Raw genomic sequence first — 15,828 nt, 5'->3', positions numbered from 1 at the left:
ATCATTGGTGATCGATGCCGGCCCGCCTATTTCAATCAATTTCCAAGATCTTGTACGGCGTTACGGGTATCATTCGCATCGTCGGCCACTCCGGAAACAGTGGACGATACCGAGTTTACGATGTCAAGGAACTTGACCAGTTCAACAGAGGCCGAATTGGAAATATAGATAATATCCTTGTCTTCCATCTTGAATTGCTGAGCAGCAAATAAGGTGGCCGGATCACGAAGGTTGGCTCGAACTATCACCGGAACCGTTTCACCCGCAAATCTCGTCGTGTCCACATGCATCGCCTGAACCGTTTTCTTGGGGACAAGGCGATAAAGCATGACCTGGGCCGGATCCGCGCGGTCGTCACGCAGGCCGCCCGCCTTCGCGATAGCCTCGCCAAGGGTCAGGTCGGATTCTTCGAAATCGAAGCGCCCGCTGGTACCTGCGGCACCCAGCGCAAGGAATGTGCGACGCTCATGATCGATCGAGATCGTATCATCCGGTGCGACGTAGATGTTTTCCGCCGGGTTCTTCAAGAGCGTGTTGTAGGCGACGGTCGCGATCTTGCCGCGGCGCTGCAGCGTCACATTCGTTTCGATATTGTTGGTCGTCAAACCGCCTGCGGCGGAAATGACATCGAGAACGCGCTCACCGGCCGGGCTGATCTCGATGCGCTGGGGATTGTTGACATCACCGAGCACAGCCACCTGGCTGGAGCGGCTCGTCGTCGTCGTAATGACCACCTGCGGCTCGATCGCGCGGCTCGCCAGGCGATCCTCGACATCCTGCTCCACGGTCTCCTTGAGGCGGCCGGCAGCCGGAACCCTGCCCGCATAGGGAATTGTGATCGTTCCGTTTCTATCGATAGTCTGGCTCGGCAGAGAGATGTAGTTGCCGGGTCGGCTGCCGGCATCGGACGGAATGAAGAGACCGCCGGACTGAGCTTCGAAGATGGCGACCTCAACGACGTCACCGTACCCAAGCGGAATTTCGGGCGCCCCGCCTCGACCGCCGCCAAAGCCCTTGAAGGAAGTTGGCTGGGGAGAAGTAAAATACGGGAGAACGTTCTTGCTGAGATCAATCAGGGCGTAGTCGATACCGACGCGACGCTCCTTCGTTGTCACTTTCACTGCCGCATCCCGATCAACATCTTTGTGATCAGGACCGGATCTTGGCAACGAGGTGCAGCTTGCCAATATAGTCGTTAGCGCTACAACAATGGCGACGCGTGTACTACCGATACGAGAACAACCCATAGAATAACCTGTGTTGACGCCCCTGAAGCTACTGCCCCGCAATCTGACAAAATACAAGACGATCCCCGATCAATAACACTGAAAGCCGATTAACATTCCCCTAACTGTGGCAGGCTGGCAACGCCGAGCCCCTTAGGAAGCGAAAAACGACTTCGGTCCGACTTTTCTGGCGTCGCAACAATCCGAAGGCTGCCCCCGCTATAAAATTTCTTGGGTTTCAGAGTCAACCGTTCGCACCTGCACAATCGATCTTTTCCGAAAATCTTATTAAAATCCATCCATTTAAACTTTAAGTGGTTAACGGCCGCTCATATGCCATGTCCGCGTCTCCATTGTTGCGCCCGAGACTTATCGCGACAACCGCACTGAGAAAGGCCGAATAAAACACGGCGAAACCCGGTATCTGCAGCGAGAAATCGACCGCTGCATGAAGGGCGACCAAAACCGTCCCCGCCAGGCCAAGAAGAACATAATGCCTGAGGCGCCGCCTTTGGGCGAACCCGCGCCAGAAAACTTTGGCAAGGACCGAGAAGGCAAGGATCGCCGCTATCGGGAACAATATTCCGAGGCCCAGAAATCCTTCCAGATAGAAATTGTGTGCGCGGTCGAAGATGCCGAAAATCCCGCAGGCCGGATCGCGGTAGGCGGAAAACACGGTCCGGAAGGTTCCGAGCCCCGTCCCCGTCAACCAATGGTCCGAAACGGCACGCAATATGCCCGGCAGGATACAGAACCGATCATCATCCTCGAGCCGCCGCTCTTGCGCACGCAAAATCGCCTGGCCTGCAAACATCGCCAAGAGCACCACGACGAAACCAATCGCCGAAAGGATTTTCAGCATCGAACGCCATTTTGGCGCCGGTTTCAGATGACGCCTCGATCCGCGCCAATTGAGAACAAGCCATGGAAAATAGATGAGGGCGGCAACAAAGGTGGCAAATATCCCGGCGCGTGAGCGGCTCAGCATCAGCGCGGTGAAGCATGCGCATAAGAGCAGGATGTAGATCCACGATCTCAAGAGAAGCGCGTTTCGGCCCGGTTCGCCGGGCGGATAGTTCGAATAGGCACGGACAACGTCCCGGACCAGGGTCAGCATGAGCAGCGTTCCAAGCCCGAGGAAGGTCGCAGCGGTATTGCGGTTGACGAAGACCGCGGTCAGGCTGTCGAGATAGGCGTGTTTGTCCACGACGATCAGGATGTTGGGAAACAGCGAAAACTGCAACAGACCGAAAACAGCGATGATGCCTGCCGAAAGCCCGAGGCCGGAGAGCACTTTGCGCGCGCGCTGATCTGTATCGCATAACAGAAGCCCGGTCAGGAACGTGACGAAAGGCAGCGCGACCCAGAGGGTCGACGCGAGCGTATCGGCCGGTTCGACCGAGATCGCCGCATACTGGACATCTGCCAGGTCCCGGGCAGCATTCCAGGCAGGATTTGCCAGCCAATCGGAAGGCAGCTCGATGGTCTGGACGAAGGTCCACCCCGTCAGCACGACAAGCAAAAGCAAAGCGACACTGAAAACCCATCGGCTTTGTCGCGGCTCTCCGAACAGCAGTGCTGAAATGATGGCAAGCGCAAAGATTGCGATCGCGGCGAAGGCGAAGGGAAAGGGCGTGACGCTGCCGAACGGAATGAGTGTCAGTATAACCAGGCTAATAAAGGCGGAGAGAAGAACCTCTCGCAAGACCGGCCTGTTGATCAGATTGGACAGCATCAGAGTTTATTTACCAAAGCAAACGCGATCAAAAGCCGTGAGGCAACCGCTGCGATCATTTATTCATGCTAATTTAAGTTGCAGATCAAGCGCTTGAATGTTAAGGTCTGACAGAAATCCATATCGTTTAAAATTGTCGCGAAAGGTTTAAACCAATCGAGACAAGCCCCGGCTATGCTCCTTCAAGCAGCAGGAACGGGACAGACGTTCTGCAGCCAATACTTGGCAGATCACTAAATCGCCATGCCATTGACTGAGACAAAAGGCAAGCCTGATCTCAATCGGTTGCCCGTAACGGGGATTTAAGAGATGAAGAAAACAGTCGTTACACTTCTGGCACTGGCCTTTACAGCCGGCAATGCATGCTCGGCATTTGCCGCCGGTCCCGCAGGATTTGCCCGCGGTCTGACCGATAGTTCGTCGGTCAGCTATATCTCGGAAAAAGACAAGATCATTCCGCCTTTCGCCCAGGTGCTGTTCTGCGCCCAGAACCCGGCCGAATGCCGCGACAACAATGGCTTGGCAGTCATTGCGCTGACGGACAAGCAAATGCTGCAACTGAAGGGTGTCAACACCGCCGTCAATCGTACGATGATCGGCCGGAACGACTCCCGCAGCGAACTGAATGGCGACGTCTGGAAAGTGAATGTGCGCAGCGGCGACTGCGAAGATTTCGCATTGACCAAACGCAGCCGCCTGATAGCGATGGGCTGGTCATCGCGCGCGTTGCGGATCGCGACCGCATATACGCCCTCCGGTGAAGGACATGCGGTCCTCGTCGTCAGAACCGACAAGGGCGATCTCGTCCTCGACAACAGGAAAAGCACCATCAAGAACTGGCGCGAGACCGACCTGCGCTGGGACAAGATTCAATCGGGAACAGACCCCTACGTCTGGTACCGGCTGTAGCAGCCGAGCAACGACACAGACCGATTGATCCTGTTTCCGGATTGAAGTCGAGCCGCTCTGACGAGCGGCTCGACTTGTCATATCTTCCACATAAACCTATGTTTTGGCTGTCGACGGGGTAGCCGGCAGCAAGCTGCGATGCCCGGAGTTCGATGTCCGATGTGGGTACCAAGGCGATCTTCGGTATTGTCTTTTCGTCCAGATTAACTAAGACGAACTCATGCTGCGACGCAGCATGACGTTCTACTCTAATGATTTGAGGGAATTATGCGCATCACGATGATTGGATCAGGCTATGTCGGCCTCGTTTCAGGCGTTTGCTTTGCGGATTTCGGCCACGACGTCATCTGCGTCGACAAGGATCTGAGCAAGATCGAAGCCCTTCGCGAAGGGCGCATTCCGATCTACGAACCGGGTCTGGAGCAACTGGTCGCCGAAAATACCAGCACCGGCCGGCTGTCGTTTTCGACGGATGTCGGCGAAAGCGTCCGCAGCGCCGACGTCGTGTTCATCGCAGTCGGCACGCCGTCCCGGCGCGGCGATGGCCACGCGGATCTCTCCTATGTGTACGCCGCAGCGCGCGAGATTGCCACCTACGTGGAAGGCTTCACCGTTATCGTCACCAAGTCGACGGTTCCGGTCGGCACGGGAGACGAAGTCGAACGCATCATGCGCGAAACCAACCCTGCGGCGGATGTCGCCGTGGTTTCCAATCCCGAATTCCTGCGCGAAGGCGCGGCGATCGAAGATTTCAAGCGCCCTGACCGCATTGTCGTCGGGCTGAACGACGATCGGGCGCGTGAAACCATGACTGAGGTCTATCGTCCGCTTTATCTCAATCAGGCCCCCCTGGTCTTCACCACCCGCCGCACCTCGGAACTGATCAAATATGCAGCCAATGCATTTCTCGCGATGAAGATCACCTTCATCAACGAGATCGCCGATCTCTGCGAACGGGTCGACGCAAACGTCCAGGACGTCTCGCGCGGCATCGGTCTCGATGGCCGTATCGGCGCCAAGTTCCTGCATGCCGGCCCGGGTTACGGTGGCTCCTGCTTCCCCAAGGATACGCTTGCCCTTGCCAAGACGGCGCAGGATTACGACGCGCCGGTCCGGCTGATCGAGACGACGATCTCGATCAACGACAACCGCAAGCGGGCGATGGGACGCAAAGTCATCTCGGCCGTCGGCGGAGACATTCGCGGCAAGAAGGTCGCGATTCTCGGCCTGACCTTCAAGCCGAACACCGACGACATGCGCGACAGCCCGGCGATCGCAATCATCCAGACCCTGCAGGATGCCGGGGCCCAGGTGGTCGGCTACGATCCCGAGGGCATGGAGAATGCCCGCAAGGTGATCGAGAACATCGAATATGCAAGTGGCCCTTACGAAGCGGCGGCCGGCGCGGATGCGCTTGTCATCGTCACCGAATGGAACCAGTTCCGCGCGCTCGATTTCAATCGCCTGAAGCAGTCGATGCGCGCTCCGATCCTGGTCGATCTGCGCAATATCTACCGCAGTGACGAGGTCCGCAAATACGGCTTCACCTATACCGGTATCGGCACCAATCTCTACCAGGACGTGACCCACTCCTGAAATAGATGAACATCTGATCGTCCTGACGCCGCGGAGCATAGCCCGCGGCGTTTGCTTTTAGAGCGTGATGTCGAAACAGTGTAAGCGGTTTTCGGCCGACACCGGGCTCGTCGATTTAGAGCGCCGTGCGTCCTTTTCGGACGCACAAAGGACGCTCTAACACGTTGAACCTGCGCATCATTCTTTCCGAAAATCGATTCCGATTTTCGGAAAGCATGATGCGCTAGAGGATCCCGACCCGCGTCCCCTTTATCGTCAGCACGGTCAGCCGGCCCGTCGCCGAAACCGCGGTGTCGATGCCGATGCGTTGCGGACCGAATGTCGGGGTTCGCGCCGGGGTATGGCCGTGAATCACGAGGACAGGAAGCTGCGGCCCTTCCTCCAGGAAGGGCTGACGGATCCACATGAGGTCGCTGTCCTTTTGCTTCTTGAGGTCGATGCCCGGCTTGATGCCCGCATGGACAAAGAGGAGCCTTCCCATCCGCAGCATGATCGGCAGCGATTCCAGGAATTCGATATGCCGTTCGGGAATCATGTTGTGAATGACGCGGGCAATCGTTTCGCTTCCGGCCGCCGACTGCAGCAGATGCTCGATATCGATACCGTATGAGTGCAACGTCTCCGTTCCGGCAAAGCCGAGCCATTCGAGAATGCGCGCCGGTTTGCGATAGAGCTGCACCAGTTCCGAATCGTGATTGCCGCACAGGACGAACCGCTGAAATCCCGGCGGGGGGCTCTTGCTCAGGAACTCCAGCACAGCACTCGAATCAGGCCCGCGATCGACATAGTCGCCGAGCATGACGATGAGTTTCGGTCCCGGAATGCGGGCGGCGTCCGCCTCGATGCGGCGATGCGCCTCGACAAGCTCATTGTAACATCCGTGAACATCGCTCATCGCGTAGACCGCAGCGAATTCGCCTTCGGCAAACGTCAGCCGAGCGCGTCTTTTACGGTTGCCAGCCAGTATCGGTATCTGTTGTCGCCACGGCCCTAGATAGTTAAACATGTAACCCATTTATGAGACCCGACCGGATGACGGGCTGTCGGAAACAATCCATCTCTTGTCCATCGCCGCAACGGCATGAGGCTCAGTGAAGGATGATTGTCCATCCTTGTAGCTGCCGATTGAAAGCGCAAGGGAATCCTGCGTAGTCTTCGCCTGAGCGCGTAGCGCCTGACCGGTTTGCGTGTCGCGGTGAACGGACGACAATGCATTCTCGACCTCTTCGATGGCGCTTTCTCGAAATTTTGCAGGCAGATCGGTTGTCGGAGGCACGTGGCCACGCCCACTCAAGCAACTCGCCAGTGATAGTAACACTACCGTCGCGAGAAACAGCAATCTGTAATTGTTCATATCTGGGAGAGCGCTACGGTTAATATTCCGCTATATTTTAATATATGACGGTTAATCCGTCGTTAAGCGGAGCGCATATGGTGTTTCACGTCATCTTTGCGGTTAATATTTCCCGAGTGGAAGAATCGCGGCTGTCGGATTTCCACAGGAGAAACCTTCGAAAAAGCTGTATTAATCAACTATAACGAGAGCCTACACGAAAAAATGAACGTTAAAGAAGATCGCGCTTGACGCCCCCGCGGGGCAGCATAAAGATGGTGCGTTGCGAGCGTGAATGACATTCTTGATTGGGAATCTCAGATCCAAAATTGCGGGGTGCAAAGTGGAAACTGCGGTTGATTCGAAACTTATCGAGGCAATCACCTACGACGAAGACAGCCGGCATCTACGGGTCTATCTGACCAACGGTCAGAGACGAGAATATGAAGGCGTTCCCAAGGGTGTCGTCGTCGGGTTGACGATGGCGGAATCCCCGGGAAATTTTTACATGAAGGCAATCAGGGGCAAATATCCTCCTCGCCCCTGAAGTCTTATCGATAACGGACGATGGGATCATCGTGCCAGCAAAGATGCGGGACCGGCAATCGTCGGTCCCGCAAATCAGTCTCCCGCCAGCTAAAGCTTGTCGCCCAAAAGTGTGCAGCGGTTTTGCGACAATGACATGCGTAAAACCAAGGACCTAAAGCGCCAGAAGCGAATCTGTAAAGATTGCGACGCGCTTTAGCGGTGTACGTTTCAATAAGCGCCGAGAAAATCGCGGACCGCATTGATCTCAAGCGGCGCAATCTCGTGGCCACCGGGATGCCAGACCACCCTGACATCAGCCCCTCGGCTCTTAAGATGGTCGGACAGCGCCTCGGTCATGGGAACGGGAGCGATCGGATCTCGCTGCCCTGCCGTCACCAGCACCTTTTTTCCCGCAAGCGTCGACTGGGTTTCAGGTTGAAACGGAATGAGCGGGTGCATCAAAACCGCAGCATCGAAGATACCCTTCTCGATCAGCACGTTGGCAAGAATATTTGCGCCGTTTGAAAAACCCAGGCCGAGAATCTTGGAAGCCCGGTGCTCGTCGGCAAACGCCTTGACGTAGGCGGCCATCTTTTCCGTCGCTCGCAAAAGGTCGGGCATATCGTAGACCCCCTCCCCGGTGCGGCGAAAGAATCGCGCCGCGCCATGTTCGGAAACATCTCCGCGCGGCGAGAGAATCGTCGCCTCGGGCAGCAGGCGCCGGCCGAAGTCGAAGAACTGGTTTTCGTCACCGCCGGTGCCGTGCAGCACCAACAGGATGGGTTTATCCGGTGCACCGGCATACAGCCGGTGCACATATCCGGTTTCGGTCATATCGCCTCTCCTTACGCTTCGAGCGGCTGCAGATGCTGCTCGAGCAGCGCGCGAAGATGGGCGTGCTGCTGCGGCAGCTTCAGGGCTTCGCCGAGATGGGCCGTATCTTCGTCGCGATCGAAGCCGGGCTCATTGGTCGCGACCTCGAACAGCACACCGCCCGGCGTGCGGAAATAGATCGCCCAGAAATAATCGCGGTCGATCACTGGTGTGACCTGGTAGCCGGTGTCCATCAGTGCCTTGCGCACTTCGAGCTGCTTCTCGCGGTTTTCGACAGCGAAGGCGACATGGTGAACGGAGCCGGCGCCGGGAAGCGCGCGGGCAATGTTCGGCATGGTTTCGAGATCGATGAGATGCGCGCCATTGCCGGAGGGTTTGATCAGCCGCTTGACGCCATCCCTTTCCTCAGAGACCTCGTAGCCCATGAACTTCAGGAGTTCGGCCGTGGCGCCCTCGTCCCTCAGCCGCATGGCGACAGAGTGGAAGCCGCGAATGGCATGGTCCTCGCTGATGCCGCCCTGTGTCCAGGGCTGACGCGCATCATCCCTGACCTCGACGAGCGCGAAGCCGTCGCCATCGGGACCGGAGAAGTTCAGCCTCTTTTCGCCGAAACTTTCCTCCGCCTTCAGTCCGCCGAGACCAAGCGCGGCCAAGCGATCGCTCCAGAAGCCGAGCGAGCCTTGCGGAACGGAAAACACAGTCGTGCCGACCTCCCCGGTGCCGGCACGGCCCTGCGCCATCTTCGGGAACGGGAAATAGGTCATCACGCTGCCGGGCGTGCCGATCTCGTCACCGTAGTAAAGGTGATAAACGTCAGGCGCGTCGAAATTGACAGTCTTCTTGACCCGGCGCAGGCCGAGCGCATTGGTGAAAAACTGGTTGTTGGTGCGGGCGTCCTGCGCCATCGACGTGACGTGGTGCAGACCCTTGATCTGATCGAGCATGTGAGACCCCTTTCATGCCCGCCGTTGCGGGCTTTCAATGAGGCTAAGATGCGCGCTGCAGCTCCTGCGGAACAGACCCTTAGATCAAAACGCATTGTCTTCTTTTAGTGAACGAATGCTCGCTTACGTTCACATCTAGGCTTCATGGGGATTAGCCGGCAATTGCCAGTCGATCGGTTCTCGTCCGCGCGACTGCAGGAAGGCGTTCGCCTTCGAAAAATGCCCGCAGCCGAAAAAGCCGTTATGGGCCGAAAGCGGCGAGGGATGCGGCGCCCGGAGCACGAGATGCCGCGTCGTATCGACGAAGGCGGCCTTGCGCTGGGCATAGGAACCCCAGAGCATGAAGACGACGGATTCGCATTCATCATTGACCTTGCGGATGACGGCGTCGGTGAAGCGCTCCCATCCCTTGCCCTGATGAGCCGCCGCCTGTCCTTCCTCGACGGTCAGCACGCTGTTCAGCAGGAGCACGCCCTGTCTTGCCCAATGCTCGAGAAAACCGTGACGTGCCGGCGCTATGCCGAGATCCGTTTCCATCTCCTTGTAGATATTGACGAGGGAGGGCGGGATGCGCACACCCGGCCGGACACTGAAGCACAGCCCATGGGCTTGCCCGAGCCCGTGATAGGGGTCCTGGCCGAGGATGACGGCCTTGACGTTGGAGATCGGCGTCAGATCGAGGGCGCGGAAATATTCGCTGCCCTTGGGGAAAATCCGCTTTCCGACTTGCTTCTGCGCGACGAGGAAAGATTTGAGCTGTTGCATGTAGGGGCTTGAAAACTCCCCCTCCAGCGCAGCCTTCCAACTCTCCTCGAGACTGACGGATGTATCGCTCATCTAGGAAAATCCTTCGCATAGGACGAAACAACAGACACACGGTTCTAACAAAATCGACCTACGCTGCAATGCCTGCTGGATCAGCAATGGGTCTACGCCCTCAGAATTCAGCAAGAGAAGATTGCAAAAGCCTGCGTGAAACATCATCCTCCGTGTTTAACTATATGTGAGCTTTGGTGTTTACGCCGGCAGGCGGCCTGAGTAGAAACTTGATCGTGCAATCGGAGCCATGTCTTCCTATGAAATTCGGCACGAGCGGCCTTCGCGGACTTTCAGTCGATCTCAAGGGACGCGCCTCTGCTCTCTACGCCACCGCGTTCGGCAAATATCTGTTGCAGACCGGCAAGGCGCAGGCCGGCGACGTCATTCTGATCGGCCGTGATTTTCGCGATTCAAGCCCCGAAATTTCAGGAAATTGTGCAGGTGCGCTCGCCGCGCTCGGCTTCCGGATATTCGACTGCGGCAATGTCCCCACACCCGCTCTTGCTCTCTATGGCCTCGAGAGCAACGCCGCATGCCTGATGGTTACGGGCTCGCATATTCCGGCGGACCGCAATGGCATCAAGTTCTATCGTCCCGATGGCGAGATCGACAAATCGGACGAGACGGCAATTACCGCATCGGCGGCCGAGATCGAGCGAAGCGGTGAAGCGGTGACGCAGGCGCCGGCCGAGACGGAGGATCATGAAGCGATCTGCCGGCAGCTCTTTTTTGAACGCAATGCCGCCCTGCTTCCGCAAGGCGCGCTGTCCGGCCTGAAGATCGGCGTCTACCAGCACAGCACCGTCGCCCGCGATCTGCTGGTTGACGTTCTCGCTCATTACGGCGCTGAGATTACCGCTCTCGGACGTTCGGAGAGTTTCATCCCCGTCGATACCGAGGCTGTTTCCGACGAGACGATCACGCTGATGAAGCGCTGGGTGTCCGAGCACAAGTTCGATGCAATCGTCTCGACCGATGGCGACGGCGATCGTCCGCTGGTCGCTGACGAAACCGGCGCCCCCTTGCGCGGCGACCTTCTCGGCCTTGTGGCAGCCAATTTCTTGCGCGCCGGGACGGTGGTGACACCGGTTACGTCAAATTCCGGCATCGAGGCCGCAGGCTCTTTCGCCGTCAGGCGCACCCGCGTCGGCTCGCCCTTCGTCATATCCGGTATGGAAGAGGCCGTAGCCGCCGGCGAAGATCATGTCATGGGCTTTGAAGCCAATGGCGGGCTGCTGACAGCAACCCCTTTCGATATCAACGGCAGAGCCGTGCGCGCCTTGCCGACGCGTGATTGTTTTGTCCCGATGCTCGCAATCCTGTCGCTCGCCGCTATCCGCCGGCAGCCGCTCTCAGCCATTGCCGCCTCCTATCACCTGCCCTTTGCCGCAGCCGATCGGCTGGAGAATTTTCCGGTGGAGACGAGCGCGGCACTGATGGAGCATCTGCGCGCCTCGGAAGAAAATCTCCGGGCTTTCCTGCAGCCGATCGGCGAGGTGGCCGCGAAATCCGATATCGACGGACTTCGGGTGACGCTAGGAGATGGCGGGATCATTCACTTCCGCCCATCCGGCAATGCGCCTGAGATGCGCTGCTACGTGGAGGCCGGCAGCGAAGCTGCAGCCCTGGACTTGCTGAAGACAGGGCTCAATCGAATAAGAGACTGGGCAGGCGCCCGGTAACATGTGACGAACAAGCCGTTTATCTCAAGGAACCCGCCTATGACGCAGAAAATCGTTCCCGTGATCATGGCCGGCGGCAAAGGCACGCGGCTCTGGCCGCTTTCCCGTGCCACCGCACCGAAACAATTCATCCAGTTCGTCGGCGACAAGACGTTGTTTCAGGAAACTCTCGAACGCGTTTCCGATCCCGAACTCTATGAAGCCCCGATCGTCGTCACCAATGAAGAATTCCGCTTCCTGGTCGCCGAACAGGCTCGCGAGCGCGCCATCCCGCTCGCAGCGATCCTGCTCGAACCGGTCGCCCGCAACACAGCCGCAGCGGTGGCCGCGGCCGCAACGCTTGCAGCTGACCTCTTTGGCAAGCACACCATCATCCAGATGCTCGCCTCGGATCACGAGATCCTCGCCGACAAGAGCTATTTCGATTGCATCCGCATCGCCCGCGACGCCGCTGCCGACGGCAAGCTCGTAACCTTCGGCATCACGCCGACGGAGCCAGCGACGGGTTACGGCTATATCGAGATCGGCGATGCCCTCGAAAACGGTGCGCACAAGGTCGTCCGCTTCGTGGAGAAGCCGGCATTGGAAACGGCCGAACGGATGCTCGCCGACGGCGGCTTCTACTGGAATTCAGGCATCTTCATGTTCCCGGTGGCGGAGCTCATCGCCGAACTGCAGGAATATGCGCCCGATGTGCTGAAGGCGGCCAGCAAGGCCGTTTCGAAAGCAAGCCGCGACCTCGATTTCACCCGCCTCGACGCCGACCATTTCGCCAAGAGCCCCGATATCTCCATAGACTATGCGATCATGGAAAAAACGTCCAAGGCGGCTGTCGTCCCCTCACCGTTCAAATGGTCGGACATGGGTAGCTGGGATGCCGTCTGGAAATCAGGCGCACGCGACGACAACGGCAACGTCGCCGCCGCCAACACCACCGTCGTCAATACCCGCAACTCGCTCGTCATGACCCATGGCGTGCATCTTGCCGTCCAGGGCATGGATGATGTCGCCGTCATCGCCAGCGAAGACGCCGTCTATGTCGGGCCGCTCAAAGACAGCCAGAATGTCGGGCAATTGGTCAAGATGCTGGCCTCTAAGTCCGCCACGGCGAAATTCGCCGAAACCCATCCGACGTCCTACCGTCCCTGGGGCGGCTATACCTCCATCTTCAACGGCGATCGTTTCCAGGTGAAGCGCATCTTCGTCACGCCGGGCAAGAAGCTCTCGCTGCAAAAACACCACCATCGCTCCGAACACTGGGTCGTCGTCAAGGGAACGGCCGAGGTGACAGTCGGCGAGACCGTTCGGATGCTGCGCGAGAACGAGAGCGTCTATATTCCGCTCGGCGAAGTTCATCGTCTCGCCAATCCCGGCAAGATCGTCCTCGAACTCATCGAGGTGCAGACCGGCTCCTATCTCGGCGAAGACGACATCATCCGTATCGTCGATGAGTTCGGAAGAACGTAAAATCGCAGCCGCAGCCGCTGGTCGGCCTGCGGCGCGACCACCTTCGCTGTTGAATTCGCTCTCGGAGTTCTCGTAGAATGGGCGCACCGAAAGACATGACTGGAGATATCCCCCTGATGCGTATCATGACCGCCCTCGCCGGATTTCTTTCAGTCATGTTGCCGGGAATTGCGTTAGCCGAAACGGGAAAGATGCGAACCGCAAGCGAGGCTGAAATTCGCCAGCACCTGCCGGGCACGTCGGAGCTGAAAGAAAGCAGCAACGGTTACGAATATCGCAAGGGCAACGCCAATGGCTATAAGATCACCAACGGCCAGGTGTGTGTCCGGTTTCCCAACAAGTCGACCGACTGCGTCAGCGTGAAGACCGACGGCGAGAAATTTCAGATGATCGACAAAAAAGGCGGCAGAACGAGATTTTGACTTTGCCCCCGGCAAGCTCTCTTGCCCCGGGCAAGGTCATCTTGCCCCCGGCTAGCTCACTTTGCCGGTGAAGTTTCGCCACCCTTGTCGAGAACGAATTCGGCGATAAGGCCTGAATGGTTCGAGCCGAGATTGTCATCGAGACGTTTCAGTGATCGCAGATGAAGCGGCGCGCGGGCAAATATATGGTCGATGGCGATCCCGAGCGCGCCGGCGGCAACCGGCCATGTTGCCGGTTCCGGCACGATCGTTTTCAGCTTCTGTTCACGCAGAAAACCTTGGATGCTTGGAGCGATCACCGAGGAGTTGAAGTCGCCTGACAACACCAGCGGACCGTCGATCGAACCCAGCACTTTGCCGAGATCTTCCAATTCGGCCATCTGGAAATCGTCGAAATATGGTTTGGTCAGGTGCGCCGACACCAGATTGATGGTCTCGCCGCCGAAGTCGACGCTCGATATCACCAGCCTGTTTTTTCGGAGGCTGCCCATGCTTGCGACCTGCCGGCTGACGAACGGGCGCTTGGACAGCACCAGCGTATCGCACGTATCTTTCCCACTGTCGCAGCCGATATGATAGGGATAGGCCTTGAACAATTGCTGCAGATGGAATGTCAGCGGCTTGGCTTCGAGCAGATTGACGACATCGGCATTCGACGCAATCACCATATCGGTAATTTCGGTCGAGTTTTTCCAGTTATCGATCGCAATGTTGAACGACATCAGACGAAAAAGCGGCGGCGTGTCCGCTGCTCTGCCATCCTGCGAGAACTCGCGCAGCATGACGACGCCGTGTGCGATGAGAAGAAGCGAGACAAGCAGAAGGATAAAGCCGTAGATCTGCCTTTTGACGGCCAGAATGACGAGGCTGGCGGCAACGAAGACGACACCGAGGTGGAGTTGAAAGCTGTAGACGAAGGACAGCAGCCAGAAGTTCGTCACATAGCGCAGCGACACGATCGAGATGGCAACGGTCAGAAACGCGCAGAGAATCCAATAGATTATGTTTCTCATCGATCCTGACCTGCTTGCAGACGACCAGCCGGCCATAACATGCAAGCCTCAATGTTGCAATGCAGCATAATGCCCGGGAGGGACGGCTGGCCGGCACGGCAAAGATCGGCGGCCGGCCGTCATCCGGCAAGACAGCGGCGGGCGGGCCGACGGCAGCCGAGACGAAGCTCTTGCCGTCTCTTTCAAAGACCTATCGACTCGGCCTCTTTTTATCTTGTAAGTGGGGGCACTTTGATGCGGAATCGGCTCTTTGCCGTCGGCAGGGAGCCGAGAAAAGGTGGGAATGCGCTACTTCATTACCGGTACGGCCGGCTTTATCGGTTTTCATCTGGCCAGGCGCCTGCTGCAGGAAGGGCATGACGTCACCGGCTTCGATGGCCTCACTCCCTATTACAACATCAAGCTCAAGGAGATGCGCCATGCGGCACTCTCCCAGTTTCCGGCGTTCAAACCCGTCATATCAATGCTCGAGGACCGGCCGGCGCTGGAATCGGCTGTTCTGGCAGCCAAGCCCGACATCCTGATCCACCTCGCCGCGCAGGCCGGCGTGCGTTACAGCCTGGAAAATCCCGAGGCCTATCTCCGTTCGAACGTCGAAGGCTCGTGGAACATCATGGAAATCGCGCGGCGCGTCGACGTCCGTCACCTGATGCTGGCTTCCACGTCATCGATCTACGGCGCCAATGAGACCGTCCCCTTTCGCGAGACCGATCGGGCCGACGAGCCGCTGACCATCTATGCCGCGACGAAGAAATCGATGGAGTTGATGGCGCACAGCTATGCCCATCTTCACAAGATTCCGACCACGGCCTTTCGCTTCTTCACCGTTTATGGCCCATGGGGCCGGCCCGACATGGCGCTGTTCAAATTCGCCAAGAACATGCTGGAAGACCAGCCGATCGAGATCTACGGCGAAGGCAATATGAGCCGTGACTTCACCTATATCGACGATCTCATTGAAGCGATCGTCAGATTGTCGGCAATCACCCCGAGCGAAGAAAACCGCCTCGACGACGCGGGCATCGAAACGCTTTCGCGCCAGGCACCCTTTCGTGTCGTCAATATTGGCGGAGGCCAGCCGGTCAGCCTAATGAATTTTGTCGAAACGGTGGAAAAGGCGCTCGGCCGTCCCGCTATCCGCAAGATGCTGGCGATGCAGAAGGGTGATGTGCCGCGCACATTCGCCGCCCCCGATCTGCTCGTCGCGTTGACGGGATACAAGCCGGATACGACCCTGGATGTCGGCGTCAAGGCCTTCGTCGACTGGTATCTCGACGTACGCGGCGAACTTGGCGCCTAATTATTGCTGAACTGTTTCCA

At 57.9% G+C, this 15,828-nt stretch carries 14 protein-coding genes; 7 read left to right on the top strand and 7 right to left on the bottom strand.

The genetic code is table 11. The features are described 5' to 3' along the window. Window positions 1-35 precede the first annotated feature (35 nt). Together FHX10_RS00870 and FHX10_RS00865 are read right to left on the bottom strand one after the other, a co-directional pair. Entirely contained in the window at window positions 36-1,247 is a 1,212-nt protein-coding gene (locus tag FHX10_RS00870) for an SLBB domain-containing protein (protein ID WP_047611536.1), read from the bottom strand. Window positions 1,248-1,536: 289 nt separating this feature from the next. After that, window positions 1,537-2,961, bottom strand: coding sequence for an O-antigen ligase family protein (locus FHX10_RS00865; protein ID WP_097594188.1), 1,425 nt, complete (start codon window positions 2,959-2,961; stop codon window positions 1,537-1,539). 309 nt (window positions 2,962-3,270) lie between these two features. Here FHX10_RS00865 and FHX10_RS00860 point away from each other — a divergent pair, with 309 nt between their 5' ends. Next, the gene (locus tag FHX10_RS00860) at window positions 3,271-3,870 is read left to right on the top strand and encodes a transglutaminase-like cysteine peptidase (RefSeq protein ID WP_029867831.1); all 600 of its coding nucleotides are present in this window, start codon (window positions 3,271-3,273) and stop codon (window positions 3,868-3,870) included. 267 nt (window positions 3,871-4,137) lie between these two features. After that, entirely contained in the window at window positions 4,138-5,466 is a 1,329-nt protein-coding gene (locus tag FHX10_RS00855; protein ID WP_097594187.1) for a UDP-glucose dehydrogenase family protein, read from the top strand. A 223-nt stretch (window positions 5,467-5,689) separates the two neighbouring features. Here the strand turns inward: FHX10_RS00855 and FHX10_RS00850 are convergent, their stop codons facing one another. Beyond that, window positions 5,690-6,481 (bottom strand): metallophosphoesterase, encoded by a 792-nt coding sequence (locus FHX10_RS00850; RefSeq protein WP_183844616.1) that lies wholly within the window; start codon window positions 6,479-6,481, stop codon window positions 5,690-5,692. A gap of 613 nt (window positions 6,482-7,094) precedes the next feature. On the opposite strand from FHX10_RS00850, the gene FHX10_RS00845 reads away from it, so the two are divergent. Further along, complete coding sequence (locus tag FHX10_RS00845; RefSeq protein WP_029868399.1) at window positions 7,095-7,346, top strand: KTSC domain-containing protein; 252 nt, start codon at window positions 7,095-7,097, stop codon at window positions 7,344-7,346. A gap of 209 nt (window positions 7,347-7,555) precedes the next feature. Here FHX10_RS00845 and FHX10_RS00840 read toward each other — a convergent pair whose 3' ends face one another. The 3 genes from FHX10_RS00840 to ung all read right to left on the bottom strand — a co-directional run bounded on the left by FHX10_RS00840 (window position 7,556) and on the right by ung (window position 9,942). Then, window positions 7,556-8,161 (bottom strand): alpha/beta hydrolase, encoded by a 606-nt coding sequence (locus FHX10_RS00840; RefSeq protein ID WP_132573168.1) that lies wholly within the window; start codon window positions 8,159-8,161, stop codon window positions 7,556-7,558. A gap of 11 nt (window positions 8,162-8,172) precedes the next feature. Beyond that, window positions 8,173-9,105: a VOC family protein gene (locus FHX10_RS00835; RefSeq protein ID WP_132573170.1), complete on the bottom strand. Its 933-nt coding sequence runs from the start codon at window positions 9,103-9,105 to the stop codon at window positions 8,173-8,175. A 135-nt stretch (window positions 9,106-9,240) separates the two neighbouring features. After that, window positions 9,241-9,942, bottom strand: a complete 702-nt coding sequence (gene ung / locus FHX10_RS00830) for a uracil-DNA glycosylase (protein ID WP_047611549.1) — start codon at window positions 9,940-9,942, stop codon at window positions 9,241-9,243. Between the two features lie 239 nt (window positions 9,943-10,181). On the opposite strand from ung, the gene FHX10_RS00825 reads away from it, so the two are divergent. From FHX10_RS00825 to FHX10_RS00815, 3 genes are all read left to right on the top strand, one after another. Further along, complete coding sequence (locus tag FHX10_RS00825) at window positions 10,182-11,606, top strand: phosphomannomutase (protein WP_132573172.1); 1,425 nt, start codon at window positions 10,182-10,184, stop codon at window positions 11,604-11,606. Window positions 11,607-11,645: 39 nt separating this feature from the next. Next, window positions 11,646-13,073 carry a mannose-1-phosphate guanylyltransferase/mannose-6-phosphate isomerase gene (locus tag FHX10_RS00820; protein ID WP_047611554.1) on the top strand — a complete coding sequence of 476 codons (1,428 nt, stop codon included), beginning with the start codon at window positions 11,646-11,648 and terminating at the stop codon, window positions 13,071-13,073. A 116-nt stretch (window positions 13,074-13,189) separates the two neighbouring features. Beyond that, window positions 13,190-13,495 (top strand): hypothetical protein, encoded by a 306-nt coding sequence (locus tag FHX10_RS00815; RefSeq protein ID WP_132573325.1) that lies wholly within the window; start codon window positions 13,190-13,192, stop codon window positions 13,493-13,495. A 56-nt stretch (window positions 13,496-13,551) separates the two neighbouring features. Here the strand turns inward: FHX10_RS00815 and FHX10_RS00810 are convergent, their stop codons facing one another. Further along, window positions 13,552-14,508 carry an endonuclease/exonuclease/phosphatase family protein gene (locus FHX10_RS00810; RefSeq protein ID WP_132573174.1) on the bottom strand — a complete coding sequence of 319 codons (957 nt, stop codon included), beginning with the start codon at window positions 14,506-14,508 and terminating at the stop codon, window positions 13,552-13,554. Between the two features lie 283 nt (window positions 14,509-14,791). Between FHX10_RS00810 and FHX10_RS00805 the strand changes: the two genes are divergently transcribed. Beyond that, a complete protein-coding gene (locus FHX10_RS00805; RefSeq protein ID WP_028758584.1) occupies window positions 14,792-15,808 on the top strand; it encodes an NAD-dependent epimerase/dehydratase family protein in 1,017 nt (338 codons plus the stop codon). Window positions 15,809-15,828: the final 20 nt, after the last annotated feature.

The sequence above is a fragment of the Rhizobium sp. BK591 genome, from assembly GCF_014195045.1.
Lineage (GTDB): Bacteria > Pseudomonadota > Alphaproteobacteria > Rhizobiales > Rhizobiaceae > Rhizobium > Rhizobium anhuiense.
This window is presented reverse-complemented; position numbering and strand designations above follow the sequence as displayed.

Excerpts from the sequence above, each read along its gene's own strand:
- FHX10_RS00870 (WP_047611536.1), bottom strand. The coding sequence starts at position 1,247 with ATGGGTTGTTCTCGTATCGGTAGTACACGCGTCGCCATTGTTGTAGCG.
- FHX10_RS00865 (WP_097594188.1), bottom strand. The coding sequence starts at position 2,961 with ATGCTGTCCAATCTGATCAACAGGCCGGTCTTGCGAGAGGTTCTTCTC.
- FHX10_RS00860 (WP_029867831.1), top strand. The coding sequence starts at position 3,271 with ATGAAGAAAACAGTCGTTACACTTCTGGCACTGGCCTTTACAGCCGGC.
- FHX10_RS00855 (WP_097594187.1), top strand. The coding sequence starts at position 4,138 with ATGCGCATCACGATGATTGGATCAGGCTATGTCGGCCTCGTTTCAGGC.
- FHX10_RS00850 (WP_183844616.1), bottom strand. The coding sequence starts at position 6,481 with ATGGGTTACATGTTTAACTATCTAGGGCCGTGGCGACAACAGATACCG.
- FHX10_RS00845 (WP_029868399.1), top strand. The coding sequence starts at position 7,095 with ATGACATTCTTGATTGGGAATCTCAGATCCAAAATTGCGGGGTGCAAA.
- FHX10_RS00840 (WP_132573168.1), bottom strand. The coding sequence starts at position 8,161 with ATGACCGAAACCGGATATGTGCACCGGCTGTATGCCGGTGCACCGGAT.
- FHX10_RS00835 (WP_132573170.1), bottom strand. The coding sequence starts at position 9,105 with ATGCTCGATCAGATCAAGGGTCTGCACCACGTCACGTCGATGGCGCAG.
- ung (WP_047611549.1), bottom strand. The coding sequence starts at position 9,942 with ATGAGCGATACATCCGTCAGTCTCGAGGAGAGTTGGAAGGCTGCGCTG.
- FHX10_RS00825 (WP_132573172.1), top strand. The coding sequence starts at position 10,182 with ATGAAATTCGGCACGAGCGGCCTTCGCGGACTTTCAGTCGATCTCAAG.
- FHX10_RS00820 (WP_047611554.1), top strand. The coding sequence starts at position 11,646 with ATGACGCAGAAAATCGTTCCCGTGATCATGGCCGGCGGCAAAGGCACG.
- FHX10_RS00815 (WP_132573325.1), top strand. The coding sequence starts at position 13,190 with ATGCGTATCATGACCGCCCTCGCCGGATTTCTTTCAGTCATGTTGCCG.
- FHX10_RS00810 (WP_132573174.1), bottom strand. The coding sequence starts at position 14,508 with ATGAGAAACATAATCTATTGGATTCTCTGCGCGTTTCTGACCGTTGCC.
- FHX10_RS00805 (WP_028758584.1), top strand. The coding sequence starts at position 14,792 with ATGCGCTACTTCATTACCGGTACGGCCGGCTTTATCGGTTTTCATCTG.